The sequence below is a fragment of the Marinobacter similis genome (assembly GCF_000830985.1).
Classification (GTDB): Bacteria; Pseudomonadota; Gammaproteobacteria; order Pseudomonadales; family Oleiphilaceae; genus Marinobacter; species Marinobacter similis.
Genome location: NZ_CP007151.1, coordinates 3,701,914 through 3,727,809, shown reverse-complemented (window position 1 = coordinate 3,727,809; position 25,896 = coordinate 3,701,914). Strand labels below are relative to the sequence as shown.

13 protein-coding genes and 7 pseudogenes are annotated in these 25,896 nt (G+C 59.0%); 15 read left to right on the top strand and 5 right to left on the bottom strand.

The window, feature by feature from the left end:
• Window positions 1–207 precede the first annotated feature (207 nt).
• Window positions 208–4,116, bottom strand: a complete 3,909-nt coding sequence (purL, locus tag AU14_RS17225; protein ID WP_041342946.1) for a phosphoribosylformylglycinamidine synthase — start codon at window positions 4,114–4,116, stop codon at window positions 208–210.
• 326 nt (window positions 4,117–4,442) lie between these two features.
• On the opposite strand from purL, the pseudogene mltF reads away from it, so the two are divergent.
• Window positions 4,443–5,899, top strand: a pseudogene (gene mltF, locus AU14_RS23995) (membrane-bound lytic murein transglycosylase MltF).
• A gap of 13 nt (window positions 5,900–5,912) precedes the next feature.
• Here mltF and AU14_RS17215 read toward each other — a convergent pair.
• A complete protein-coding gene (locus AU14_RS17215; protein WP_041342943.1) occupies window positions 5,913–6,389 on the bottom strand; it encodes a regulatory protein RecX in 477 nt (158 codons plus the stop codon).
• Window positions 6,390–6,558: 169 nt separating this feature from the next.
• Here AU14_RS17215 and AU14_RS23530 point away from each other — a divergent pair, with 169 nt between their 5' ends.
• Together AU14_RS23530 and AU14_RS17210 are read left to right on the top strand one after the other, a co-directional pair.
• A complete protein-coding gene (locus AU14_RS23530) occupies window positions 6,559–6,957 on the top strand; it encodes a hypothetical protein (RefSeq protein ID WP_330217919.1) in 399 nt (132 codons plus the stop codon).
• A 257-nt stretch (window positions 6,958–7,214) separates the two neighbouring features.
• Window positions 7,215–9,050 (top strand): DUF349 domain-containing protein, encoded by a 1,836-nt coding sequence (locus AU14_RS17210; RefSeq protein ID WP_330217918.1) that lies wholly within the window; start codon window positions 7,215–7,217, stop codon window positions 9,048–9,050.
• A 9-nt stretch (window positions 9,051–9,059) separates the two neighbouring features.
• Here the strand turns inward: AU14_RS17210 and AU14_RS17205 are convergent, their stop codons facing one another.
• Window positions 9,060–9,323, bottom strand: coding sequence for a late competence development ComFB family protein (locus tag AU14_RS17205; protein ID WP_041342940.1), 264 nt, complete (start codon window positions 9,321–9,323; stop codon window positions 9,060–9,062).
• A 189-nt stretch (window positions 9,324–9,512) separates the two neighbouring features.
• Here AU14_RS17205 and AU14_RS17200 point away from each other — a divergent pair.
• The 4 genes and pseudogenes from AU14_RS17200 (at window position 9,513) to AU14_RS17185 (ending at window position 16,098) form a co-directional block, all read left to right on the top strand.
• Window positions 9,513–10,720: pseudogene (locus AU14_RS17200) on the top strand (acetyl-CoA C-acetyltransferase).
• A gap of 31 nt (window positions 10,721–10,751) precedes the next feature.
• Window positions 10,752–12,901: pseudogene (locus AU14_RS17195) on the top strand (3-hydroxyacyl-CoA dehydrogenase NAD-binding domain-containing protein).
• 205 nt (window positions 12,902–13,106) lie between these two features.
• Window positions 13,107–15,280: pseudogene (locus AU14_RS17190) on the top strand (carboxy terminal-processing peptidase).
• Window positions 15,281–15,297: 17 nt separating this feature from the next.
• Entirely contained in the window at window positions 15,298–16,098 is an 801-nt protein-coding gene (locus tag AU14_RS17185; RefSeq protein WP_041342936.1) for a helix-turn-helix domain-containing protein, read from the top strand.
• On the opposite strand, the pseudogene mtnA reads toward AU14_RS17185, so the two are convergent.
• Window positions 16,087–17,162 (bottom strand): annotated as a pseudogene (gene mtnA, locus AU14_RS17180) (S-methyl-5-thioribose-1-phosphate isomerase). The gene AU14_RS17185 and the pseudogene mtnA overlap by 12 nt on opposite strands.
• A gap of 108 nt (window positions 17,163–17,270) precedes the next feature.
• Here mtnA and AU14_RS17175 point away from each other — a divergent pair.
• From AU14_RS17175 to rdgC, 8 genes and pseudogenes are all read left to right on the top strand, one after another.
• A pseudogene (locus AU14_RS17175) lies at window positions 17,271–18,608 on the top strand (TRZ/ATZ family hydrolase).
• A 33-nt stretch (window positions 18,609–18,641) separates the two neighbouring features.
• Window positions 18,642–19,358: a bifunctional 2-polyprenyl-6-hydroxyphenol methylase/3-demethylubiquinol 3-O-methyltransferase UbiG gene (gene ubiG / locus AU14_RS17170; protein WP_041342933.1), complete on the top strand. Its 717-nt coding sequence runs from the start codon at window positions 18,642–18,644 to the stop codon at window positions 19,356–19,358.
• Complete coding sequence (gene gph / locus AU14_RS17165; RefSeq protein WP_041342930.1) at window positions 19,348–20,013, top strand: phosphoglycolate phosphatase; 666 nt, start codon at window positions 19,348–19,350, stop codon at window positions 20,011–20,013. The genes ubiG and gph overlap by 11 nt, the downstream gene beginning before the upstream one ends.
• A gap of 56 nt (window positions 20,014–20,069) precedes the next feature.
• Complete coding sequence (locus AU14_RS17160) at window positions 20,070–20,819, top strand: YciK family oxidoreductase (RefSeq protein WP_041342927.1); 750 nt, start codon at window positions 20,070–20,072, stop codon at window positions 20,817–20,819.
• Window positions 20,819–21,052 carry a glutaredoxin family protein gene (locus AU14_RS17155; RefSeq protein WP_041342924.1) on the top strand — a complete coding sequence of 78 codons (234 nt, stop codon included), beginning with the start codon at window positions 20,819–20,821 and terminating at the stop codon, window positions 21,050–21,052. Before AU14_RS17160 ends, AU14_RS17155 begins: the two co-directional genes overlap by 1 nt.
• 12 nt (window positions 21,053–21,064) lie before the next feature.
• Window positions 21,065–21,835 (top strand): peroxide stress protein YaaA, encoded by a 771-nt coding sequence (gene yaaA / locus AU14_RS17150; RefSeq protein WP_041342921.1) that lies wholly within the window; start codon window positions 21,065–21,067, stop codon window positions 21,833–21,835.
• A 25-nt stretch (window positions 21,836–21,860) separates the two neighbouring features.
• The gene (locus AU14_RS17145; RefSeq protein ID WP_041342919.1) at window positions 21,861–22,061 is read left to right on the top strand and encodes a DUF2788 domain-containing protein; all 201 of its coding nucleotides are present in this window, start codon (window positions 21,861–21,863) and stop codon (window positions 22,059–22,061) included.
• A 111-nt stretch (window positions 22,062–22,172) separates the two neighbouring features.
• Complete coding sequence (gene rdgC, locus AU14_RS17140; protein WP_041342916.1) at window positions 22,173–23,099, top strand: recombination-associated protein RdgC; 927 nt, start codon at window positions 22,173–22,175, stop codon at window positions 23,097–23,099.
• A 21-nt stretch (window positions 23,100–23,120) separates the two neighbouring features.
• On the opposite strand, the pseudogene AU14_RS17135 reads toward rdgC, so the two are convergent.
• A pseudogene (locus tag AU14_RS17135) lies at window positions 23,121–25,864 on the bottom strand (bifunctional acetate--CoA ligase family protein/GNAT family N-acetyltransferase).
• Window positions 25,865–25,896: the final 32 nt, after the last annotated feature.

Genomic DNA, 25,896 nt, shown 5'->3' with positions numbered 1-25,896 from the left:
CCTGTTTCTCATTCTTTGTTCACAGAACGCACAACCGGGCACCGCCAGTGTGCATAAAACAAATGAGTCAAGGGCTATTTTGCCAAAATCCCGGGTTTTGGGCCTTGATATTTGCGTCAATTACGGGAATCCATGACACAAAAAAACCGGCCGTGGAAAATGTCTTCGTCAGACACCTCCAGGGCCGGTTTTGTTCAGTCCGCAGTATTAGGCGAACCAGTGCCTCGCATTCCTGAACATGCGAACCCAGGGACCGTCCTCTTCCCAGCCCTCAGGACGCCAGGAGTGCTGCACAGCCCGGAATACCCGCTCCGGGTGAGGCATCATGATGGTCACCCGGCCATCGCGGGTGGTCAGGCCTGTAATTCCGCCTTCAGAGCCGTTCGGGTTGAACGGATAGCGCTCCGTTGCCTGGCCACGGTTGTCGACGTAACGCAGGGCTACCAGTTCGTTTTCGGTGAGACTGGCAGCATTGCCCGCGCCGTTGAACTCGATCCGGCCTTCGCCGTGAGCGACGGCTATGGGCATGCGTGAGCCCGCCATGCCATCAAGGAACGCCGACGGCGACTGCATGACTTCTGCCATCACCAGGCGAGCCTCGAACTGCTCTGACTGGTTGCGTACGAACCGCGGCCAACCTTCGCTGCCCGGGATAAGTTCGTGCAGATTGGACAGCATCTGACAGCCGTTGCAGACACCCAGTGCGAGCGTGTCCTGGCGATTGAAGAAACCGGCAAACTGATCCCGCACCCGGTCACTGAACAGGATGGACTTGGCCCAGCCCTCACCGGCACCAAGCACGTCGCCGTAGGAGAATCCACCGCACGCCACCAAACTGTTGAAGCCTTCCAGCGTGACCCGTCCGGACAGCAGGTCGCTCATATGAACGTCTACTGATTCGAAACCGGCCCGGTCGAACGCAGCGGCCATCTCTGTCTGGCCGTTAACGCCCTGCTCTCTAAGCACTGCAACCTTCGGACGCGCGCCTGTATTGATGTAAGGCGCGGTGATGTCCTCGTTAATGTCGTACGTGAGCTCGGCACTCAAGCCCGGATCTTCGGCATCCAACAGGTTGTCGAATTCTTCCTGGGCGCAATCGGCATTGTCACGCAGGGACTGAATACGGTAACTGGTTTCAGACCACAGGCGCTGCAGTTTAACTCGCGGCTCGTCCACTACGGACTCACCCTCAAAGCTCAGTCGCAGCTGATCGTCGTCGTTCAGGGTACCGATAACACTAGTGTGGTCGCCAAGGCCGGCGCCAGAGAACTGCTGCAAGACAAAGTCAGTATCGTCACGGCGAACCTGAATGACCGCACCCAGCTCTTCGTTGAAGAGTTCGCGAGCGAATTGCGAAGCATCTTCCGCCAGCCCATCGAGCTTGACGTCAACGCCGGTGCGACCAGCGAAGCTCATCTCCGCCAGGGTGACAAACAGACCACCGTCAGAACGATCGTGGTAGGCCAGCAATTTGGCATCGCTGATCAGCCCCTGAATAACCGCAAAGAACGCCTTGATGTCTTCCGGATCATCAAGATCCGGGGCCACCGCGCCTACCTGACGATACACCTGGGCCAGCGCTGAACCACCGAGCCGGTTCTGGCCGGCAGCCAGATCGACCAGGATCAGATCAGTGTCACCGGCATTGGTGATCAGCTGCGGTGTCAGGGTCTTGGCCACATCGGTGACGGGCGCAAAGCCACTAACCACCAGGGAAAGCGGCGCAGTAACACTCTTCTGCTCACCGCTGTCCTCTTCCTCCCACATGGTCTTCATGGACATGGAGTCCTTGCCCACCGGGATAGTGATACCCAACTCGGGGCACAGCTCCATACCGACAGCCCGCACGGTTTCGTAGAGGTTTTCGTCCTCGCCGGGATGACCGGCAGCGGCCATCCAGTTGGCGGACAGGCGAATGTCGGAAAGCTTACTGATCGGGGCAGCCGCCATGTTGGTAATCACCTCACCAACCGCCATACGGCCGGAGGCCGGCGCATCGATAACCGCAACCGGAGTGCGCTCGCCCATGGCCATGGCTTCACCGGCACGGACGTCGAAGGAACTGGAAGTAACCGCCACATCGCTGACCGGTACCTGCCACGGGCCAACCATCTGATCGCGGGCGACCAGGCCTGTGATGGTCCGGTCGCCGATAGTGATCAGGAAGTTCTTGGAGCCCACCGACGGCAACCGCAGAACCCGGCGGATGGCATCGTTCAGGTCAATCTTGGTGGAATCAAAGATCGGCTTAGTAAAGGAAGCGCGGCTGACACTGCGGTGCATGCGTGGTGGCTTACCAAACAGCACATCCATCGGCAGATCGACCGGCTTGTCATCGAAATAGGAATCGCCCAGTTCGAGGTGATGGCTCTCGGTGGCCTCACCGATCACTGCGTACGGGCAACGTTCACGACGGCAAAGCGAGTCGAACCGGTCCAGATTCTCCGGCGCAACCGCCATTACATAGCGTTCCTGGGATTCGTTACACCAGATCTCCAGCGGTGACATGCCAGGCTCATCACTGGGGATATCCCGCAGCTCGAACTTGCCGCCCCGGCCGCCGTCTTTCACCAGCTCGGGCATCGCGTTGGACAGGCCGCCTGCGCCAACGTCATGAATAAAGCAGATCGGGTTGTGATCACCCATCTGCCAGCACCGATCGATCACTTCCTGGCAGCGACGCTCCATTTCCGGGTTGTCGCGCTGAACCGATGCAAAATCGAGATTCTCGTTACTTGAACCAGAATCCATGGACGAGGCTGCACCGCCGCCCAGACCAATCAGCATGGAAGGACCACCGAGCACGATCAGCTTGGCGCCAACCGGGATATTGCCCTTCTCCACGTGATCTTCACGAATATTACCCAGACCACCGGCAATCATGATCGGCTTGTGGTAACCGCGCACTTCGTCGCCCGCCGCACCCGGCACTTTTTCCTCAAAGGTACGGAAATAGCCGGCCAGGTTCGGACGACCAAACTCGTTGTTGAAGGAAGCGCCTCCAATGGGCCCTTCAATCATAATGTCCAACGCAGAAGCAATGCGCTCTGGCTTGCCGTAGCCAATTTCCCACGGTTGGGAATCGCCCGGCAGGTTCAGGTTGGACACCGTGAATCCGCTCAGCCCCGCCTTAGGCTTGGAGCCACGCCCGGTGGCTCCCTCATCACGGATCTCACCACCGGAGCCAGTGGCTGAGCCTGCGGCCGGCGCGATCGCAGTCGGGTGGTTATGGGTTTCCACCTTCATCAGGATGTGGATGTCTTCCTGGTTGTAGCCGTAGACGCCGGTCTCCGGATCCGGGAAGAAGCGACCACCACGGCTGCCACGGATAACCGACGCGTTGTCCTTGTAGGCAGACAGCACCCCTTCGCTGTTCATTTCGAAGGTGTTGCGGATCATCGCAAACAGCGATTTTTCCTGACCCTCACCGTCGATATCCCAGGAGGCATTGAAAATCTTGTGCCGGCAATGTTCCGAGTTAGCCTGGGCAAACATCATCAGCTCAACATCGGTTGGGTCCCGCTGCAGATCAGTGAACGATTTCGCCAGGTAATCAATCTCGTCTTCGGCCAGCGCCAGGCCCAGGCGGCTATTGGCCTCGACCAGGGCCGTGCGGCCACCCGCCAGAACCGGCACCCGGCCAAGCGGGCGCGGCTCTTCATGGCTGAACAGCAGTTCGGCGCCGCCCATCTCATGAAATACTTTCTGGGTCATGCGATCGTGCAGCAGTGCCGCAATCTTCTCGCGCTGAGCCAGCCCCAGCTTTTTGCTGGCGCGAACATAAAAGGCTGTACCACGCTCAATACGGTGAATCTGGCGCAGGCCACAGTTACGGGCGATGTCGGTTGCCTTACTGGACCAGGGCGACAGGGTGCCCGGCCTGGGAACAACCAGGAACAGGACACCGTCAGGCTCCTCAACGGGAACACTGGGACCGTAAGTCAGCAGTCGGTCGAGGATTGCCTGTTCAGACGCTGACAGGCTGTCCTCCAGATCCACGAAGTGCATGAACTCGGCGTATACATGCTCTACTTCAGGAACAGCATCCTGGATACGAGCGTGTAATTTACCTGAGCGGAATGGCGAAAGCGCGGGAGCGCCGCGAAGTTCAAGCATGATATCAACCTGTATCGCGCGAAACGGGGGATGGCTGGGTGCAATTTTGAAAGGCCGACATGATACTCGAAAGCGAGGTCGGGATACAGCGCCGCGGTAGGGAATTCCCCTGGTACAATTGACATTGTTTTGCATATAAACTGATCAACTTTGTTGACCCACCCATCGGCAGCAACGATCATGAAGGTGTGGCAACGGAAGCTACACCGAGTGTGACACCGGATGCGTCCAATACTCACATACTGACGTATCCCGACGATTCAGCTGTAAGGGAGTCCAGGGAATTGCTCAGATTCTTGACTGCTGTCGCAGCCGCACCGGTTCAGGTGATCCTGTTGATCAGTGCAGCTGTGGCCTTAGTTGGCTGCTCGCGCCCCAGTACACTGCAGGAAGTTCTCGCCGAGGACGTTCTGCATGTGATTACCCGTGAAGCCCCCTCGATTTTTTACGAAGGGCGAGACGGTGCGACCGGCTATGATTACGAACTGGCAAAACGGTTTGCCGATGAACTCGGCGTCGAGCTGCGAGTGCGCGTGGCCGAAGATAACACCGAAATTCTGTCCGTACTGTCCAGGAATTACGCCCACATTGGCCTTGCCGGTTTGTCGGGGCAGCCTGGCATTGCCGGACAATACCGGGTGCTGCCCACTGGAATCACCGCGCAATCGGTGGTGGTTTATCACCGGGACCAGATGCGCCCGAAATCCCTTGAAGACCTGACCGGCCAAACCCTCCACCTGGTTGCCGAAAGCAATCATGAGCACCTGATCGCCGATAAGAATCAAGGTTTCGACTGGCAGGTTCATCCCAGTATTGATGCCGCCGGCGTGCTGGCGCGGGTGGAAAGCGGTGAGTTTGCCTATGCCGTGGTGTCATCCAACGAACTGGAACTGAACCACGTCTTCTATCCCCATGTGAAGAAAGCCTTCTATCTGGGAGAGCCGGAAGAACTGGCCTGGCTCTTCCCCACCGACCAGGACAACACACTGGTGAACGCCGCCAGCGAGTTCCTGGACAAGTTGAAGGCTGACGGCACCCTGGACCAACTCGCTGAGCGCTTCTACGGCCACCTCGATCAGCTCAACTATGTCGGCGCACGAACCTTCATGCATCACGTCGACAACCGTCTGCCCAAGTACGAGGAGCTGTTTCAGGACTACGCCAGCGATTTCGGGATGGACTGGCGCTTACTCGCCGCCATTGGCTACCAGGAATCCCACTGGCGCCCCAATGCAGTTTCGCCAACGGGTGTGCGTGGCTGATGATGCTGACCCGGAATACCGCCAGCTACATCGGTATCAATAACCGGATGGATGCCGAGGAAAGCATTCAGGGTGGCGCTAAGTATTTCCGGATGGTGCATCGGAAGATCCCGAAGCGGATACCGGAACCGGACCGCACCTGGTTCGCACTGGCCTCCTACAATGTCGGTTTTGGTCATCTTGAAGATGCCCGCCGCCTGACTGAAGGCGCCGGCAAGAATCCTGATCGGTGGATGGACGTGAAAGAGTTCCTGCCGCTGCTGGCTCAGAAGGAGTGGTACACCAAGACGCGGTTTGGCTTCGCTCGTGGCCACGAGCCGGTGCTCTATGTGCAGAATATCCGCCGCTATTACGACGTCCTGGCCCGGATTACCGAGCGGGCGCAGCCTGATGCTAACCCACCCGCTGAGGTGGTGAACCTGGAACCCCGGAGCCCGGAGACCGCTTCAGACCCACAAAGCCAGCCAGACATGAGAGCCAGTCTGCCGCCGGAACTGGGCATGATCCCACCCACGCTTTAGCAGCCGTCGACGCTCACTGCTCGGGAGCCCTTGCTTCCAGAGCGCGCTCAACCTGACTCCCGGAAAACCCGCGACGATTCAGAAATCGGGCCTGACGCACCTTCTCGTCCCAGTCATTTTGCAGGTCGTCCAGGCCGAACCGCTTTTCCCTGAGCAACACAGCGCTTCGGCACCAGTCCTCTTCGGTCATTTCATCGAGGCACTCCGGCGTTCGGTGCACACCCCGCTGCTGAAGCTCCCCCAGAATGCGCAGCGGTCCGTAACCGATGTCCATCCGCTGCCGGGCGTACACATCCGCAAATCGGTCGTCGTCCAGCCAGCCCTCGGCCTCGTACTCGTCCAGTACCGTCTCAATAATGGCCGATTCGATCTTGCGCTGGCGCAGTTTCAATGACAGCTCAAGCCGGCTGTGCTCGCGCCTGGCCAGCAGCCTCAATGCCGACGCGCGGGCCTTGTATTCCTGATCGTCCTGATTTTCCGGTTTTGCCATTTAAACCCTTCCCGCGCGCGTCTTCAAAACGCTAGACTAGCCACCCAATTCATTCCTGCCGGAGCACACCGGCAGGCCGTACCCGGCTTCCAGATTTGGCAGCCGATGGCCGGTGGCGGCTTACTTTGCCCGACACCGTGAACTGGTTTCAATCCTAAAGGATACCCTCATGGCCGCATTCCTCCAGAAACTGTTTAAATCCCGCAAGTCGCCGGGCGCAAGCACCAAACCGCAGAACCAGCCTAAGACGCCGGACATTGAGAAGGCCGAGCAAGCGGAAAAAGCCGAAAAGGACGAGGCACGGGCCAACCTCCGGGAATCCCAGCTGAAAGCCCTTGAGGGTTCACCGACTCAGAAGGAACTTGCCGAACTGGCCATCAGCGGTGTCACCGCCGAAGTGCGCCTGAATGCAGCAACCCGTTTGACCGACGGCGACTGCCTGCAAGAGGTTCAGAAGAAGCAAAAGGCCGGGATAAAAGCATCTACCAGGCGGTCCGGCAAGCGCTGCAGAACCTTCGAGAGGAGCAGGCCCGGCTTGAGGCGATTTCAGATTCCATCACATCCCTGATCAAGAACGCCAACGAGCAGGCCCGGAGCGAGGACACCAAGCTCTACGAGGCACGCCTGGAAACCCTGAACCAGAAATGGGCCGAACTGGAAGCACACGCGACCGAAGAACAGGCGCAAGCGTTCCTCGAAGCCAGCTTCCGCTGCAAGGAACGGCTACAGGCCATTCAGTCAGCCCGCGAAGAAGAGGCACGCCATCTGGAACAGACGCGGCAACGGGAAGAGACTCTTAGCCTGCTGTCCAGCACCCTCGAAGACTTGCGCGGCCAGTCCCCGGACACGCTGCCCTCCCTGGCGTCTCTGGATGCCCTGCAAAAAACGCAGGAGAACCGCTGGTTGGAAGCCACTCGCGACACACAGGTGGACAAGCAGCAGCAGAAAACCTACGAGGCCACCATGCTGGCCCTGCGCAACTACGTCAGCGCCATTCGCCAGATTGGTCAGGCCAGGGAAGTCCTAACAGAGCTGGCCGATGCAGCCGCTTCTGAAACCGTCTCCGATGAGCAGCGCGCCCAGGCCAAGGCTCTTAGCCAGGAAATTAACTGGCCCGAGGGCTTCCCGATGCCCTCCCTGCTGGTTCCGGCTCACAAGCTGGCCGGCCAGCGCAAACAGGCGGCACCGGCCAAGGCGGAAGATCTGGAAAAGCAGAAAACCATCGCTGCGGACATGGACACCACCATTGCCAATCTGGAAGAGGCCCTGGAAGCCAAGCAACTGAAAGAATCGCGGCAGCTGTTCAAAACCGCGCAACAGCAGTTCAAATCCCTGGATCATCGCCACGCCAAGCCGTTCCAGGCCCGAATGCAGCTGTTGACCGGCCAGCTCCGGGAGCTCAGCGACTGGCTCGGCTTTGCCACCGAACCGAAACAGATTGCCCTGTGCGAACAGATGGAACACCTGGCCGAGCAGCCCATAGAACCGGAAGCCAAGGCAGAGCGCATCAAGGAACTCCAGAACGAATGGCGCAATCTCGGTGGTTCTTCAGACCGGGAACTCTGGTCACGCTTCAAGGCCGCCTCGGACAAGGCTTACGAGCCGTGCAAGGAATACTTTTCCGCGAAATCCGGACTCAAACGCGCCAACCTGGACACACGCCGGGCGATCTGCGCGGAGCTGGAATCTTTTCTCGCCAATGCTGACTGGTCCAACATCGACTGGAAAGCCGCCGAGAAGATCCACCTGACGGCACGTCAGGAATGGAAAGCCGCCTGGCCTGTGGAGTTTCGGGAAAACCGACAGGTGCAGAAGCACTTCGACACCCTGCTTAAAAAGCTGGAAGCTCCGCTTGATGAGGAACGTCAGAAAAACGAAGCGCTGAAGCAAGCAATCGTCGACAAGGCCGTTGCCCTGATCGATCACGAGCCCCTGCAAGATGCCATGAACCAGGCGAAAAACCTGCAGTCTGACTGGAAAGCCATTGGCATTACCCGGCACCGTGAAGATCGCAAACTCTGGCAGGCCTTCCGTAAAGCCTGCGACCAGATTTTCGCCCGGCGCGATGCCCAGCGTAGCGAGCAACAACAGGCCAGCCAGGCGGCCGATGACGCCGCTGTGGCAGCTCTGCAGGAAACCCAGGGCATTCAACGTGGACAGGATGTCAGCGCGCTGACCGAAGCCCTGAGCACGCTGAACAACCTGCAAATACCGGCACTGTCATCCGACGTAAAGGAACGGGTTCAGGAAGAGAAGCGGCGATTAAAAAAGGCCGTGGCCGATCAGCAAATGCTGCAGGATATCAGCACCTGGCAATCACTGGTGCTGGCCCGAACCAACGGGCAGCCAGAGCCGGAGCAGGTACCCAAGCACTGGCCGAATCTGGCAGCAGAACAGCAGGCGTGTGATCACGGCGAACTGGTGATTCGAGCCGAAATCCTCGGCGGCGTCGATTCGCCCGCCTCGGACCGGCAACGCCGCATGGAAATTCAGGTGCAGCGCCTGGCAGAAGGCATGGGGTCTTCAGAACAGAATACCGATCAGATGGTGGAACTGGAGAAACTGGTCGCTAACTGGTGCCTCAAGTCTTCGGGGCAGGCACCGGATCAGGCCCTGGCGAAACGACTGAATAACGCCCTGGCAGCCGTGGCTTCGGACTGAACAGGCGATTCACTCACGCTGATGCTCCCGAACGAAATCCCTGGCGGCCATGACCTCTGCCAGGGATTTTTCTTTCATACTCTTGAGTTCCTCATCGGCCAGATAGAACATCATATCGATGGAATGTCGGTAATACCGGTTCGGCAGACGATTTAACGCCACACACATCACATCGGTCAGATAGTCGGTGGTATCCGCCTCCTGCCGAGTGGCGTCAATCGCGTCCAACACCAGCCGTTCGTAAAAGTTATCGATGGCATCTCGAAGGGACATGTCACTGCGCCTCTCGTGGTTTCATACACCTATCATTAACCATAGAAGCCCCCAGTGGCGTTGTCATATTGGCTGAGCAATTTCGCCAATTCGATTGGCAGCCCCCGTCATTACCCCCACTCCCCTCAAACCGCTATGGTTACGCCATCAGCATTTCTATCCGTAACAACAACGATCAGAGGACAGACCATGACCACCGAGGCGTATATTTTCGACGCAGTCCGCACGCCGCGAGGAAAGGGTAAAAAAGATGGCTCGCTGCACAGCGTCAAGCCGATCACCTTGCTCACCACCGTGTTGAACGCACTCCAGCAGAGAAACCAGCTGGATACCGCACAGGTTGACGACATTGTCATGGGCTGTGTCACCGCCGTTGGCGACCAGGGCGCGGATATTGCCAAAACCGCGGCCCTGGCCGCGGACTGGGATGAGAAAGTAGCCGGTGTGACCCTGAACCGGTTCTGTGCCTCTGGCCTGGAAGCCGTCAACCTGGCGGCGATGAAGGTTCGTTCGGGCTGGGAGGACCTGGTGGTTGCCGGTGGTGTCGAAGCCATGTCCCGAGTACCCATGGGCTCTGACGGCGGCGCTTGGGCTTCCGACCCCGAAACCAACCTGCATACCGGTTTCATGCCCCAGGCATCGGCGCGGACCTGATTGCCACCCTGGAAGGATTCAGCCGGGAAGACGTGGACGGCTTTGCCGTGAAGTCCCAGCAGAAAGCCGCCAATGCCTGGGCTAACGGCTATTTCGCCAAATCCATCGTGCCGGTAACCGACCAGAACGGCGTCACCATTCTCGACCGGGACGAGCAGGTTCGCGCCGACACGTCCGTCGATTCCCTGGCAGGCCTGAAACCTTCGTTCCAGATGATGGGCGAAATGGGCTTTGATGGCGTGGCCCGGGAAAAATACCACTACGTCGAGAAGATCAACCACGTGCACCACGCCGGTAACTCCTCAGGTATTGTCGATGGTGCCACCGCCCTGTTGATTGGTAGTGAGGCCAAGGGCAAAGCCATGGGCCTGACAGCCCGGGCCCGTTTTGTTGCCACCGCCGTCACCAGCACCGATCCCACCATCATGCTGACAGGCCCGGCACCGGCTGCGCGCAAGGCCCTTGAGAAGGCCGGCATGACTGTCGACCAGATTGATCTGTTCGAAGTGAACGAGGCCTTCGCCTCGGTGGTGATGCGGTTCCAGCGGGAGCTGTCGGTTCCGGATGAAAAGGTAAATGTAAACGGCGGCGCCATTGCCATGGGTCACCCGCTGGGTGCCACCGGGGCCATGATCCTGGGTACGCTCCTGGACGAACTGGAACGCCGGGACTTGCGCTTTGGCCTCGCCACCCTGTGTGTGGGCGGCGGCATGGGCATTGCCACCATCATTGAACGCGTCTGAACCCGACCCATTTCCGACAGGAGAACTGATTATGAGTGCTATCCGTTACGACCTGGGTTCAGACCAGATTCTGACCCTCACTATCGATATGCCGGGCCAATCGGCCAACACCATGAATGGCGCGTTCCGCGAGGCACTGACCGAGACCGTCGCCCGCGTGAAACGCGACCTGGACGACCTGCGCGGCATCATCATCACCTCGGCCAAGAAAACCTTCTTTGCCGGTGGCGACCTGAAAGAGCTGCACAAGGTCACCCGCGACGATGCGCAGGCATTCGAAACCATGGTGAACGGCCTGAAAGCCGACATGCGTGCGCTTGAAACCTGCGGCAAACCCGTGGTTGCCGCCATCAACGGCAGCGCCCTCGGCGGCGGGCTGGAAATCGCCCTCGCCTGTCATCATCGCGTGGCGTTGAACGACGACAAACTGCAACTGGGCCTGCCCGAGGTCACCCTCGGCCTGCTGCCCGGTGGCGGCGGCACCCAGCGTCTGCCCCGGATGATCGGTCTTGAGGCGGCGTTCCCCTACCTGATGGAAGGCAAGAAAGTGAATCCGGCCGCAGCCTTGAAGGCCGGCATTGTGGATGAACTGGTCGACACACCAGAGGATCTGATCACCCGGGCCCGGGCATTCATCGAAGCCAACCCCAGCTGTCAGCAGCCCTGGGATCAGAAAGGCTTCAAGCTGACTGGCGGTGCACCACAGCATCCTGCCATGGCGCAAAAACTGGCGATCGCGCCGGCCATGCTGAAGCAGAAAACCAAAGGCTGCTATCCGGCGCCGGAACGCATTCTGTCGGCAGCCGTTGAAGGCGCTCAGGTCGATTTTGATAACGGCTGCCTGATCGAAACCCGATACTTTGCCGAGCTGGTTATTGGCCAGGTCGCCAAGAACATGACCGGCACCTTCTGGTTTCAGCTCAATGCCATTAAGGCCGGCGGTAGCCGTCCCGAAGGCATTGAGAAGGAAAGCTTTCGGAAGGTCGGTGTGCTTGGCGCCGGCATGATGGGCGCGGGCATTGCGTACTCCACCGCTACCCGAGGCATTGAAGTAGTGCTGAAAGACGTTTCGGTCGAAAACGCCGAGAAAGGTAAAAGCTATTCGGACAAGCTGCTGGCCAAGAAAGTCAGCCGGGGCCGGATGACGGAAGAGCAGAAGGCGGAGATTCTTGGCCGCATCAAGGCCACCGACAATGCTGACGATTTGGACGGCTGCGATCTGGTCATCGAGGCGGTGTTCGAAGACAGCGACCTGAAAGCCAAGGTCACCCAGGAAGCGGAGCCCAAACTGAAGCCCAATGGCATCTTCGCCTCTAACACCTCAACCATTCCCATTACCCAGTTGGCCGAAGCCTCCAACGCGCCAGAAAATTTCATTGGCCTGCACTTCTTCTCACCCGTGGACAAAATGCAGCTGGTGGAAATTATCGTGGGCAAGAACACCTCCGATGACACCCTGGCCCGGGCGTTCGATTACGTGCAGCAAATCGGCAAGATCCCCATTGTGGTGAATGACAGCCGCGGCTTCTTTACCTCCCGGGTGTTTGGCACCTTTGTAAACGAAGGCATCTGCATGCTCGGCGAGGGCATTCACCCCGCCAGCATCGAGAACGCCGGCGTTTTGAGTGGCATGCCGGTTGGCCCTCTGGCTATTTCCGACGAAGTCAGCCTGACCCTGATGCGCCACATCCGCGACCAGAGCAAGAAGGACACCGAGGCGGCTGGCAATACGTGGCGCCCGCACCCGGCCGAGGCCGTAATCGATCAGATGCTGGATCAGCACGCTCGCAAGGGCAAAGCTGCTGGCGCCGGATTCTACGAGTACCCGGCCAACGGCAAGAAATACCTGTGGCCAGAGCTGGAAACCCAATTTGTCGATGCTGGCAAGGCCCGCTCGGTGGCATTGCAGGATCTTAAGGATCGGATTCTGTTCATTCAGGCCATCGAAACCGTTCGTTGCCTGGAGGAGGGGGTACTGCGCACCATCGAAGACGCCAATGTGGGCAGCATCTTCGGAATCGGCTATGCGCCTGGACCGGTGGCGCTATCCAATTCATCAACCAGTATGGCGTGCGCGCGTTCACCGAGCGGGCCCGGGAATTGGCGCAGCAGCACGGCGAGCGATTTGCACCGCCGAAACTGCTGCTCGACCAGGCCGAGGCCAACACCCCGTTCGCCTGACCATCCTGTGAGAGGGGCCCCGCCCCTCTCTTTAACACCGACTGTCCGACGTCATACATGACAATTTCATGGACAGATTGTCACGAACCGAAACCACATGCCTATGGCAACGGTGATAGCGCTTGCCTACAATAAATTGATTCGCCAACGGGTTTGAACGGTTCTGTAATTGGGACCGGCGCCCAGCACCGTCAGGTAAGCATTTATGACCATCGCGGAAAGATTTGTCGCCAAGCACACCCCAGCCAAACCCACCCGAACCAGACTCTGCAAGGCCCTGACCATGGCTCTGCTGGTCGCGGTGCCCTGGGGGCTGCAGGCGAAGGTCGATGAGTCGCTGACTTATGAGCCCGTTGCGCCGACCATCGATCAGGCCAGAGCCAACATCCTCATTGCCCGCCAGCTGCAGTTCACCCATTTCCGGAATCTGGGCATCAGCGACGAGCTGTCCGGCGATGTGTTTGACGCCTACCTGGAATACCTGGATGGCCAGCGGATTTATCTAACTCAACAGGACCTGGACAAGATCAATCGAGTTAAGAGCCAGCTGGGCGCAGCCTGAAAACCGGCCAGCTCCAGCCCGGGTTCGATATCTACAACCTGGTTCAGCAGCGGGTCATCGAGCGGCTCCAGTTCGCCCTGGACCTGATCAACGACGGAGTCACTGAGCTGGATTTCAGTGTCAATGAAAGTATTCTGCTGGATCGCGCCGAGGCCGAGTGGGAGGCCGACACCAAGGCACTGGACGCACTCTGGGTCAAGCGCATCAAGAATGCAGTGCTGGCGCAGCGCCTGAACGGCACCGACGACGAAACCATCGAAGAGAACCTGCGTCGCCGGTACGAAGGCCAACTCAAGCGGGCCTACCAGGCGCGTAGCGAAGACGCCTTCCAGGCCTACATGAATGCCTTTACCGGCATGTGGGATCCGCACACCTCCTACTTCTCGCCGCGCACCTCCGAAAACTTCAACATCAACATGAGCCTGTCGCTGGAAGGTATTGGCGCGGTGCTCCAGTCTGACAACGAATACACCAAGGTGGTGCGCCTGGTTCCGGGAGGCCCGGCCTCCAAGCAGGGTCAGCTGCAGCCCGCCGACCGCATCGTCTCGGTAGCCCAGGACGACGAAAAACCGGTCAACGTCATAGGCTGGCGCCTCGATGAGGTTGTCGATCTTATCCGCGGACCACGGAATTCCGTAGTTAGCCTGGAGGTGATTCCGGCCAACGCCAGCGATGAAACCATCACCAAGACCATCGCCATCAAGCGCGACGAGGTCAAGCTGGAGGAGCAAAGCGCCAGCAAGGACGTTATTCAGCTGGAACGCGGCGGCGAAGACTACACCGTGGGCGTGATCACCATTCCTACCTTCTACGCCGACTTCCAGGCGATGCAGGCCGGTGACCCGAACTACAAAAGCACCACCCGGGACGTGCGCAACCTGATCACCGAACTGGAACAGGAAGACGGTGTTGATGGCCTGGTCATTGATCTGCGCAACAACGGCGGTGGCGCCCTGCACGAAGCCAACGATCTGGTTGGCCTGTTCATCGACAAGGGACCGACGGTTCAGATCCGCAACGCCAACAACGACGTTCAGATACTCAACGACGAGGACCCGTCGGTTTCCTACGACGGCCCGCTGGTGGTGCTGACCAACCGGATGAGCGCGTCTGCGTCTGAGATCTTTGCTGGCGCCATCCAGGATTATGGCCGCGGCCTGGTGGTGGGTTCGCAAACCTTTGGCAAGGGCACGGTACAGGCAGTTCGGCCTTTGAACCATGGCCAGCTGAAGATTACCCAATCCAAGTTCTACCGGGTGTCCGGAGGCTCTACGCAGCACAAAGGAGTGATTCCGGACATCGAAATTCCGTCCCGGATCGACAACGACCGTATCGGTGAAAACGCCCTTGACCATGCCCTGCCCTGGGACCAGATCGAGTCGGTTCCCCACAATCGTTACTTTGATTTCAGCGGTATTATCGATGAACTGAGAGACCGTCACGAGGCACGATTCTCAGACAGCCCTGAATTCAGTCTGCTGCAACAGGAAATCAACTTCCTGAAAGAGCAGCGCAATCTGGATTCCGTAAGCCTGAACTTCGACACCCGCAAGAACCAACACGACCAGATCGAGCGGACCAGGCTGAACATCGCCAATGCCCGTCGCCAACTTCGTGGAGAGGAGCCTTTTGCGAGCCTGGAAGACCTTGAGGATTGGCAGGATCAGCAAGCCGCCGAGTTGGACAATACTGACGACGAGCTGGACTTTGTCATCCGCGAAGGCGGACACATCATGGCGGACATGCTGGAGCTGGACCGGCAGATGGCCTCCATTCTGACGCCGCGTCAAATCGCGGCGCAGGCGCCAGCGCAATAATCGGAACGGGACGGAGTATGTCAGAGAACGACAAGGACCAGCCGTCCCGAGCTTCACGACGCGCGCTCCAGGACACCCTGCTGGATGCCCTGCACGCGATGCGGTCGATGGAGGAAATCAAGGAGCTGGAAACCGCCAGTGATCAGGAACCCAAGGACTCCGATGGCCTGATTGACCGGCTGACCAATCTTACCGGCTCGGCCATCCGCTTTGGCGTTCGCGCTACCGATACCTCTATGCGCGTTGGCCGTGCGCTGATTAACTCCCAGGACCAGCTTCGAGCCATGCTCACCGCGGGCCAGTCCCTGAAAGACATCCGCGAAGTGGCCGGCCTGACCCTCTCGGAGATGAGCGAAGCGCTGGATCTCAGGGACAAATCGGTGCTTGAGGCGATCGAAGACGGCACCAGCACACTGTCTTTCGAACTGATCCTGCGCCTTGCCGCCCTGATTGCTCGAAATGACCCCATCCCGTTCATCATGCGCACCACCCGCAACTACAACCCGGAAGTCTGGCAGATCCTGAACGATTGGGGGGTTGGCCGGCTGCCGTTACAGTTCGAGCGGGAACGAGAATTCATCAACATTTTCCGCCGGCACGATGACGCGCGGAACCTGTCCGATGAAGGTTTTCAGAAGGTGCTGGAGTTCACCCGTCAGAGCTTCGAAATGTCCCTGCACTTCGTTGAAGAACAGGAAAAGCAGGTGGCCGAATTGAAAGCTACCTATGCCGAAAACCTTTCCGACCCAGCCGCCGAAACCACAAAGCTTGGCAAAAAACCGCCAGGCACCCGGGGCAGCAAGCCCTCAGCCAAATAACTCACGCATCCCGGCGTTGTCCGGGTTGTGAACCACCCCTTTCTCGGTAACGATCACGTCGATCAGATTCGCCGGCGTGACGTCGAATACCGGATTGAACACGTCCACGCCCTCGGGCGCAATCGGGATGCCACGGAACTCCCGGAGCTCGGCTCCCTCGCGCTCCTCAATGGGAATGTCCTTGCCCGACGCCAGTGCCATATCCACGGTGCTGGATGGAGCTACCACCATGAATTTAACCTGATGGTGACGGGCCAGCACGGCCAGACTGTAGGTTCCGATTTTGTTGGCCACGTCGCCGTTGGCGGTGATGCGATCAGCGCCAACCACCACCCAGCGCACTTCCTCGCTCGCCAGGATGGACGCTGCTGCACCATCGGCGTTCAGAGTGACCGGAATGCCCTCCTGCGCCAGTTCCCAGGCAGTCAAACGACTACCCTGAAGCCAGGGGCGGGTTTCATCTGCGTACACCCGGTGCAGTAATTTCTCCTCATGCAGCCGGCGGATCACGCCCAGGGCCGTACCATAGCCGCCGGTGGCCAGGGCCCCGGTGTTACAGTGGGTCAGCACCGACAGTGGCTGTTCCGGCTGCATGGCTGCCAGGGCGTGATCGGCCATGGCCAGATTGGCGGCCAGATCTTCCTCATGGATTGCCACGGCCTCTGCCGCCAGGCGCTCGCAGGCTTCAGCCAGAGAATGGCAGTCGTGGAACACTCTCTCCATGCGCTGCAACGCCCAGAACAGGTTTACCGCTGTTGGCCGGGACGCCGCCAGCTCGCGGATTGCCTGCATGATTTCCGCTTTCCAGTCGCCACCCCCGGCATGGCGGCCGCCAGCGCAACCCCGTAAGCGGCACTGATGCCAATGGCCGGAGCCCCCCGCACGACCATATCGCGAATAGACTGGGCAACCCCGGATGCGCCCTCCAGCGTTAGCCAGTGTTCCTCTGCGGGCAGGAGCCGTTGGTCCAGTAACTCCAGGCAGTGCTCATGCCAACGCATTGCCACGGTTCCAACCACTCGTGAAGAGGCGGGCGAGGAAGCGGGTGAAGAGGGACTCGACATAAACACAGCTCCGATTCTGAAACGCTGAAAAGCGCCAGTATAACGTTTATACTTCCGGGCTACATTTTCAAAGCGTGGAACTCCGCGCCCGGCTCTGAAGGCAGGTAAATGACGGCAGACACCATCACCGCAGCGATATCCGCATTAACGCCCGTTGGGTGATTCCCATCGAACCCGAAGCCACGGTCCTGGAGCACCAGGCCATCATCATCCAGGGCAACCGGATCGCCGCGGTGATCTCCCGACAGGAGGCCGATGAGCGCTTTCGAACCCGTGAGACGGTCGATCTGGATCATCACGTGGTCATGCCCGGCCTGATCAACCTGCATGGCCATGCGGCCATGTCGTTGTTCCGGGGTATGGCCGATGACCTGCCGCTGATGACCTGGCTTAACGACCATATCTGGCCGGCCGAGGGTGAGTTCATCAATGAAGACTTCATTGCCGACGGCACCCAACTGGCCATGGCCGAAATGCTGCGCACCGGTACCACCACGTTTTCGGACATGTACTTTTTCCCGGAAATCGCCGCCCAGGCGCCCATGATGTCGGTATGCGCGCCCAGATTGCCTTTCCGCTGCTGGATTTCCCGACGTCCTGGGGCTCGGGGCCGGATGAGTACCTGAGCAAGGGCGAAGCTTTCATCAACAGTTGGCAAAACGACGATTACATCACCCCTGCCATTGGGCCGCACGCGCCTTACACCGTCTCCGACGGCCCAATGCAGGGTGCCATCTCACTGTCCGCCAGCACCGGCGCACCGATCCAGATCCACCTGCATGAAACCGAGTTTGAAGTCGCCGACGCGACTGAGAAACTCGGCCAGCGCCCATTGGCGCGCCTGGCCGATCTTGGACTCCTGGGGCCGAACACCCAGTGCGTGCACATGACCCAGGTGAACGATCAGGACCGGGAAGCGGTCGCCCAATCCGGCGCCCACGTCATCCACTGCCCCGAATCCAACCTCAAGCTGGCCAGTGGCCTGTGCCCGGTTCAGCAACTGATGAACGCCGGGATCAATGTCGCGATCGGCACCGACGGCGCTGCCAGCAATAACGACCTGGACCTGTTTGGCGAATTGCGTACCGCGGCGATGATAGCCAAGGTAGTTGCCGGTGACGCCTCTGCCCTGTCTGCCCACCAGGCTCTCACCATGGCCACGCTGAACGGCGCCAAGGCTCTCGGCCGTGACCATGAGCTTGGCTCGGTGGTATCGGGCAAACTGGCGGACCTCATTGCCGTGGATCTGAGCGATCCGTTCCTGCAACCGGTCTACGACCCCGCGTCCCACCTGGTCTACAGCAACCACGGCCGGGCAGTAAGCCATAGCTGGATTAACGGCGTACCTCAATTACAGGATGGCCGCCTCACCCGCATTGATGTACCTGATCTGATGTTAAGGTGGATAGCTGGAAGGAACGCATCAGTCAGCAGCAGGCCAAATAACCATACTTCGTAGGATTTCTCAGGCAGCAGACCATGACAAACCAGAACGTAGACCGGAATGAAATTGCAAAATTTGAGGCGTTGGCCAGCCGCTGGTGGGATCCCACCAGCGAATTCCGGCCGCTGCACGACATCAATCCGTTGCGCTTGAACTACATCGATGAGCGGGTGCCGCTTGCCGGCAAACGGGTGCTGGACGTTGGCTGCGGTGGCGGCCTGTTGTCTGAAGGCATGGCCCAGCGCGGCGCTCATGTCACTGGCATCGACATGGGCGAAGCGCCCCTGTCGGTGGCGAAGCTGCATGGCCTGGAAAGCGGTATCACCGTCGACTACCAGCAAATTACCGTTGAAGAGCTGGCCGAGGATGCCGACCACGCCGGTCAGTACGACGTCGTCACCTGCCTGGAAATGCTAGAGCACGTGCCCAACCCGGCTTCTGTGATCAAAGCCTGCTCTGCCATGCTCAAACCGGGCGGCCACCTGTTTGTGTCCACCATCAACCGCAACCCCAAGTCTTTCCTGTTCGCGATTGTCGGTGCGGAGTATGTACTGAACCTGCTGCCCCGGGGCACTCACGAGTGGAAGAAGTTCATTCGGCCCTCGGAAATGTCCGATCACCTGCGCCACGCCGGGCTGGAAGTGCTGGAGCTGACCGGCATGACCTACAACCCCATAACCAAGATTTACAAACTGGGCCGCGACGTCGACGTCAATTACATGATGCATTCCCGAGACGACCGTGAAGCCTGACGCCAACCCTTCAGCCGTCCTGTTTGATCTCGACGGCACGTTGATCGATACCGCCCCCGACTTTATCAGGTGCCTGAACCAGCTGCGCCAACAGCATGGGCTGGCACCCTTGCCGGCAGCTCACATTCGCCGGTCCGTTTCCAACGGCGCCCGAGCCATGGTACGGGTGGGCTTCGGCCTGGAGCCGGAACACCCGGACTACCTCGCCAAGCACACCGCCTTTCTTGATCTTTATGAGGAAGGGGTTGCCGTGGAAACCCGCCTGTTCGAGGGTATGGACCCGATCCTTCTGGGGCTGGAGCAGCGCGGCATCCCCTGGGGCATTGTCACCAACAAACCGGTGCGCTTTGCTGCGCCACTGGTTCAGGCCCTGGGCCTGGCGCAACGCTGCGCGGCGGTGATCTGCCCGGACCATGTGGCAGAGCGCAAACCACACCCGGAAGCCTTGTTCCTGGCTTGCGACCAGATTGGTGTAGCCCCAGGCCAGGCTGTTTATGTGGGCGACCACGAGCGGGACATCGAAGCCGGGCGCAACGCTGGGATGAAGACTATCGCCGTGCGCTACGGCTATATCGAAGAGCCGGCGTCCGTTGACCAATGGCAGGCCGACATCATCGCCGACACCGTCAGCGACCTGGCAAAGCTGTTACAATAAGCGGCAGATATGAACCCGGTTCTCAAACCGGCAACTGCCTGACACGGAGACAGGTTATGCACGATTACCAAGCGCCCGCCGATCTTCTGCAAGACCGCATCATCATGGTGACCGGGGCTGGCAGCGGTATTGGCCGGGCAGCTGCCCTGGCGTACGCGGCCCACGGCGCAACAGTGATCCTGGTCGGCCGTACCGTTTCCAAACTGGAAGCGGTGTACGACGAGATAGAAGCGGCCGGCCACCCTAAGCCGGCCATTGTGCCGATGAACTTCGAGGGCGCTGCGGTTAAGGACTACGAAGAACTGGCGATGACCCTGGAAGACAACTTCGACCGCCTGGATGGCATTCTCCACAATGCTGCCATCCTCGGAGACCGTAGTCCGGTTGAGCTGTACGACCCGGAAATGTGGAACAAGGTGATGCACGTGAATGCCACCGCACCCTTCCTGCTGAGCCGCGCGATGATTCCCCTGCTGCGCAAATCGACCGACGCCTCGGTGATCTTCACCTCTTCCGGTGTCGGCCGGAAAGCCAAGGCGTATTGGGGTGCCTACGCGGTGTCCAAGTTCGCCGTGGAAGGCCTGACTCAACTGATGGCTGATGAGCTGGATGACGAGCGCCACAACGTGCGCGTGAACAGTCTGAACCCCGGCGCTACCCGTACCAATATGCGGGCACACGCCTATCCGGCCGAGAACCCTCAGCAGAATCCTGCGCCGGAGGAGTTGATGCCCATTTATCTGTACCTGATGGGCAAAGACAGCCAGGGCGTTAACGGTCAACAACTGGATGCGCAGCCAAAATAATGGAGCTGCTGTTCTATACCACTACCCAGTGCCACCTGTGTGAGCTGGCCGAAGCGCTGCTGGTCAATACGCCTATGCCCGCGCCGATTCCGGTCGACGTGGTGGACATTGCCCAGTCCGAAGAACTGGTTGAGCGTTATGGAACGCGCATACCGGTCCTGCGCCGTAACGACACCGGCGCCGAACTGGACTGGCCATTCACCAGGGATCAGTTACTCACGTTTCTTCAATGAGGATTGCCTGACATGCTTATGGTCATTTCTCCTGCCAAGACCCTCGATTACGAGAGTCCCCTGGCGACGGAATCCCATACCCAACCGGAGTTTCTCGATCACGCCTGCGAGCTGATCGATCAGCTCAAGCAACTGGAACCTCACCAGGTCAGCAACCTGATGAGCATCAGCGAAAAGCTGGGCCAGCTCAACGCCGAGCGCTTTCAGAACTGGCACACGCCTTTCAACCTGGATAATGCCCGCCAGGCTGCGCTCGCGTTCAAAGGCGATGTCTACACCGGGCTAGCCGCCGAGAGCTTCAGCGAGGACGATTTTGCCTTTGCCCAGAAGCACCTGCGCATGCTCTCAGGGCTGTACGGCCTGCTGAGGCCGCTCGATTTGATGCAGCCTTACCGGCTGGAAATGGGCACAAAGTTTGAGAACAGCCGCGGTAAAGATCTCTATGCCTTCTGGGGCCGCATCCTGACCGATGAGCTTAACCGCCTGCTGGCCGCCGACGATGGAGTGCTGGTGAACCTGGCCTCCAACGAGTACTTCAAGAGCGTCAAGAAGAAAGAACTGAATGCTCGCCTGATCACGCCGCAGTTCAAGGACTGGAAAAACGGCCAATACAAAATGATCAGCTTCTACGCCAAGAAAGCCCGGGGCTTGATGTGCCGTTTCGCCATTGAAAACCGGATCACCCAAGCCGATGACCTGAAAGGCTTTAACCTCGACGGCTATTACTTCAGCGCGGAACAGTCCGAAGGTAACAACTGGGTATTCCTGCGGGACCAAGCTTAGCTATTGAACCAAGGTTTTTTGCCCGATGAATGAAGCAGTGTTTTCACAAATCGCCATGCTGGTGCTACTGACCGGGCTTATTGTCTGGATGGGCATCATCGTCTGGGACCTGGCCAAGAAATCCAAGGCCGGTAAGTTTGGGACCCTGGCGCTTTTTATTGTTCTCGGGGCCGGGGTCGTTGGCTTTCTGGTCAAGACCGTGATGGTGGAGATCATGAACCTCTGACCTCTGACGCCTGAGTCGTCACTTTACGGCCACTAACCGGTGGCCGTATCATCCCTGCCCCTTTTTCGTTTTCTGAATCGTCTAATCTTTTAAACGCAAGGATCAAGCCTGATGTGGTTTCGTAATGCCCGTGTTTTCCGATTTACCAAACCCTTTGATATCTCAGCTGAAGAGCTGGAAGAAAAACTCCAGGCCGACACCTTCAAGCCCTGTGGCCCCCAGGAAACTAACCGGCAAGGCTGGGTGCCTCCGCTCGGCAAGCACGGTGAGCTGCTCGTTCACAGTGCCGATGGCTACCACCTGATTGCGCTGCGCAAAGAAGAAAAGATCCTGCCCGGCGCGGTGGTAAAAGAAGCCGTTGAGGAGAAAGCGGAAGCCATCGAAATTGATCAGGGCCGAAAGGTTCGTCGCAAGGAAAAAGACGAAATCAAAGAGCAGGTCATGCTCGAAATGCTGCCCCAGGCGTTCTCGAAGAACCGCCGCAGCTTTGCCTACCTGGCTCCGAAAGACGGCGTTCTGGTGGTCGATGCCGGCTCTGCGAAGCAGGCCGAAGATCTGGCCTCAACCCTGCGCAAGAGCCTCGGTTCTCTGCCAGTCCGGCCGCCAGCGGTGGAACAGGCACCGGCGTTTACCTTTACCGGCTGGCTGAACGAAAGCATCGACATTCCCGGCAAGGTGGTTCTGGGCAACGAGTGCGAGCTGAAGGATCCGTCAGAGGACGGTGGTGTGGTTCGTTGCAAGGGGCTGGACCTGAAGGCCGACGAAATCCGCAGTCACCTGGACGCCGGCATGCAAGTCACCAAGCTTTCCCTCACCTGGGACGATAACGTGTCGTTCGTGCTGGACGAGGAGCTGGGCATCAAGCGCCTGAAATTTGGTGAGACCCTGCAGGAGCAGCTGGACGACATCGATGCAGATGATGCCGCTGCCAAATTCGACGCCGCTTTCACCCTGATGACCCTGGAGCTGTCCAGGCTGATTCCGGGTCTGCTCGAAGCAATGGGTGGCGAGGACCGCTCGGCCATCGTCGAAGAATAAGTCTTGCGGGCAGGAGCTTCCTTAGTGGGAGCTCTTGCCCAGCCGCTCCCGCTGCCAATCCTTTTCCGGCTCGTTCAACACCAGCCGGAGATCCATCACTTCTTCTTCCAGGTTATACTTGACCTCAAAGCCCAGATGCTCTGCCAGTTGTAGCATTGGTCGGTTGTCGGGCAGCACGTTACCCACCATTTCCACCGTGCCGCGGGCTCGACAGTAATCGATCATCTTCTGCATCAGCGCGACACCCAGGCCCTCGCCTTTCATCTTGTCATGCACCATCACCGCGAATTCGCACTGCAGGTTATCAGCGTCGGTCCAGGTCCTCACCGTGCCCAAGGTCTCCTCGCCTTCGGCATCCTCACGGGGGGCATTGGCAATGAACACCATCTCGCGGTCGTAATCGATCTGAACCATCTGCGCGACGTCTTCCCGTGAGAAGTGTTTGCGGTATTGGAAGAACCGGTAACGAATGGATTCCGGAGACTGGAGCTCATGAAAGGCACGGTGCGCCGGCTCGTCCTGAGCCAATACCGGGCGAATGATAACCCGGCGCCCGGATTTTGGCAGCACAATCCACTCCTCCAGCTCCCGGGGGTAAGCCTGAATGATGGGCTGGCTCGGTTGGTCGCAGACACTGATTGCGATATTAACCGCAACGGCGCCCTGCTCGTTAAAGAGCAGCGGCGAAATTTCCAGGCCCTGAATTTCGGGAATGTCGATCACGATCTGGGACAGGGTTACCAGGGTTTCGGACACTGCCCGAACGTCCTCGTCCGGCTGCAGGCTGTTTTCTTTCAGCAGCTTGTACATGTAGGTCCGACGCAGCAGCTCCCGCGCCAGCACCATATTCAGCGGTGGCAAGGCAATCTGGCGGTCGGTGGTAACGTTGATTTCGGCACCAGAGGCACCGCACACCACCAATGGCCCGAACAGCGGATCCCGGGTGATGCCAACGCTGAATTCGACGCCACCGACGTGCTGGTAAGAATACTGGACGGCAAATCCGAGGAAGCCGCTATTGGGGAAATGCAGTCGGTACTCCTCCATCAAATAACGGCATGCATCGATGATGGCCGGCTCGCCGTTCAGCTTCTGCATGGTGCCCTTATAACGACGCTGACTGGGGCTAAGCTTGACGAACGGCTGACAGGCCTGCTCGTGAATGATGGTGATATCCACCGGCCGACGTTCCACCGCAAAGGCCTCGAGCACTTCCTCCATGTCGTCACAGTACATGGTGTCGATGGTGTTTATGCCGTAATCAGCAGTCAGTTCCCGAGCTTCCTGGTTCGACAAATGATTGCGGCCGGCACGCAAGGCCTTGAGCACTACCCGACGGGTATGACTGCGATCGGCATAATGATCGGTGAACGACTCCGGGGTTTCGGTCAGCAAGCGCTGCACCCTCTGGTGCCGAACATGCTGCATAAAGGCCATGACCGCTTTCTCCGGACTGAAGAACGAAGGTACCCCGGCCTGGTAGAACTCGTCCCGGGCATCCATCACCGTGCTCTGGCCCAGCCAGCACGTAAACACATTCAAGCGCGTACCCTTGGCCGCCTGGACCACCGCATCGGCAATCTGCAGGCTGTCTTCGGTCAAACTGGCGCGTACATGATCAGCACGTTGGCCACTTCCGGGTCTTTAGCCAGCACCTTGATAGCCTTAGCGTACAGCTCGGGTGAGGCATCGTAATTGAGGTCGATAGGGTTTCGGCGGGTCCAGTACGGTGGCAACATTTCGGCCAGCGCGTCGATACTTTGACTTGATAGCTGGGCCAGCTCTCCGCCCAGATCCGCCAACCGGTCAACAGCCAACACACCCGGCCCTACCCCATTGGCCATGATGGCCAGGGTTTCGCGACGCAGGGGCCGCATCCGGGTAAGTGTTTCCAGGGCATCAAACATCTGGCCGAGGCCATCCACCCGCAGCACACCGGCTCGTTGCAGCATAGCGTCGTAGATGGGATCGCTGCGATGCAATCCAGCCGGAAGCTGGTGAGCAAACCATTCTGACTCCGGCACGCGACCGGATTTCACCGCAATCACGGGCTTGGTTCGGGACGCAACCCGAACCGCCGACATGAACCGGCGCGGGTTGGGAATATTCTCAATGTGCAGCAGGATAGCGCGGGTCTGGGTATCCTGGGCCAGGTAATCAATCAGGTCATCGTGATCGATGTCCATGCCGTCACCAAGAGTGAGGAAATAGGAAAACCCCACCCCCCGGGCGAAGGCCCAGTCTATTACCGAGCTGGCGATGGTACCGGACTGACCAACGAACGCCACCTTGCCTGGAATCGCACCCATGTGTGCGTAGGTCGCGTTCAGACTCCGGGCTGGCACCATCAGCCCGATGGTGTTCGGTCCCAGCACGCGAATGCCGGTCTCCCGCGCGGCTTCGCGCACCGAATACATCAGCGGCTGCCCGGTTTTACTGTGTGTCCGGGACATGCCCCCGGTCATGACAATGGCCGTGCGCACGCCCGCTTCGCCCAGCCGCTTGATGGTCTTGGCGACCGTGTCCGGCGGCGTACAGATAATCGCAAGCTCTGGCGAAAAATCCATCTTGGCGACCTTTTTGACGCAGGGCACACCATGAACGTTGTCGTAATCGTTCTGGTTGACCACCAGCAGCTTTCCCGGATAGCCGCCGCCCATGAGGTTTCGCAGCACCATGCCACCAAGACTGTTCGACCGCTCCGACGCACCAATTACAACGATGGAGGCGGGATTAAACAGACTTTCGAGGTATCGGGTACTCAAACAGACTCTCCTTGGGTGCCAGGCGCTTGGCC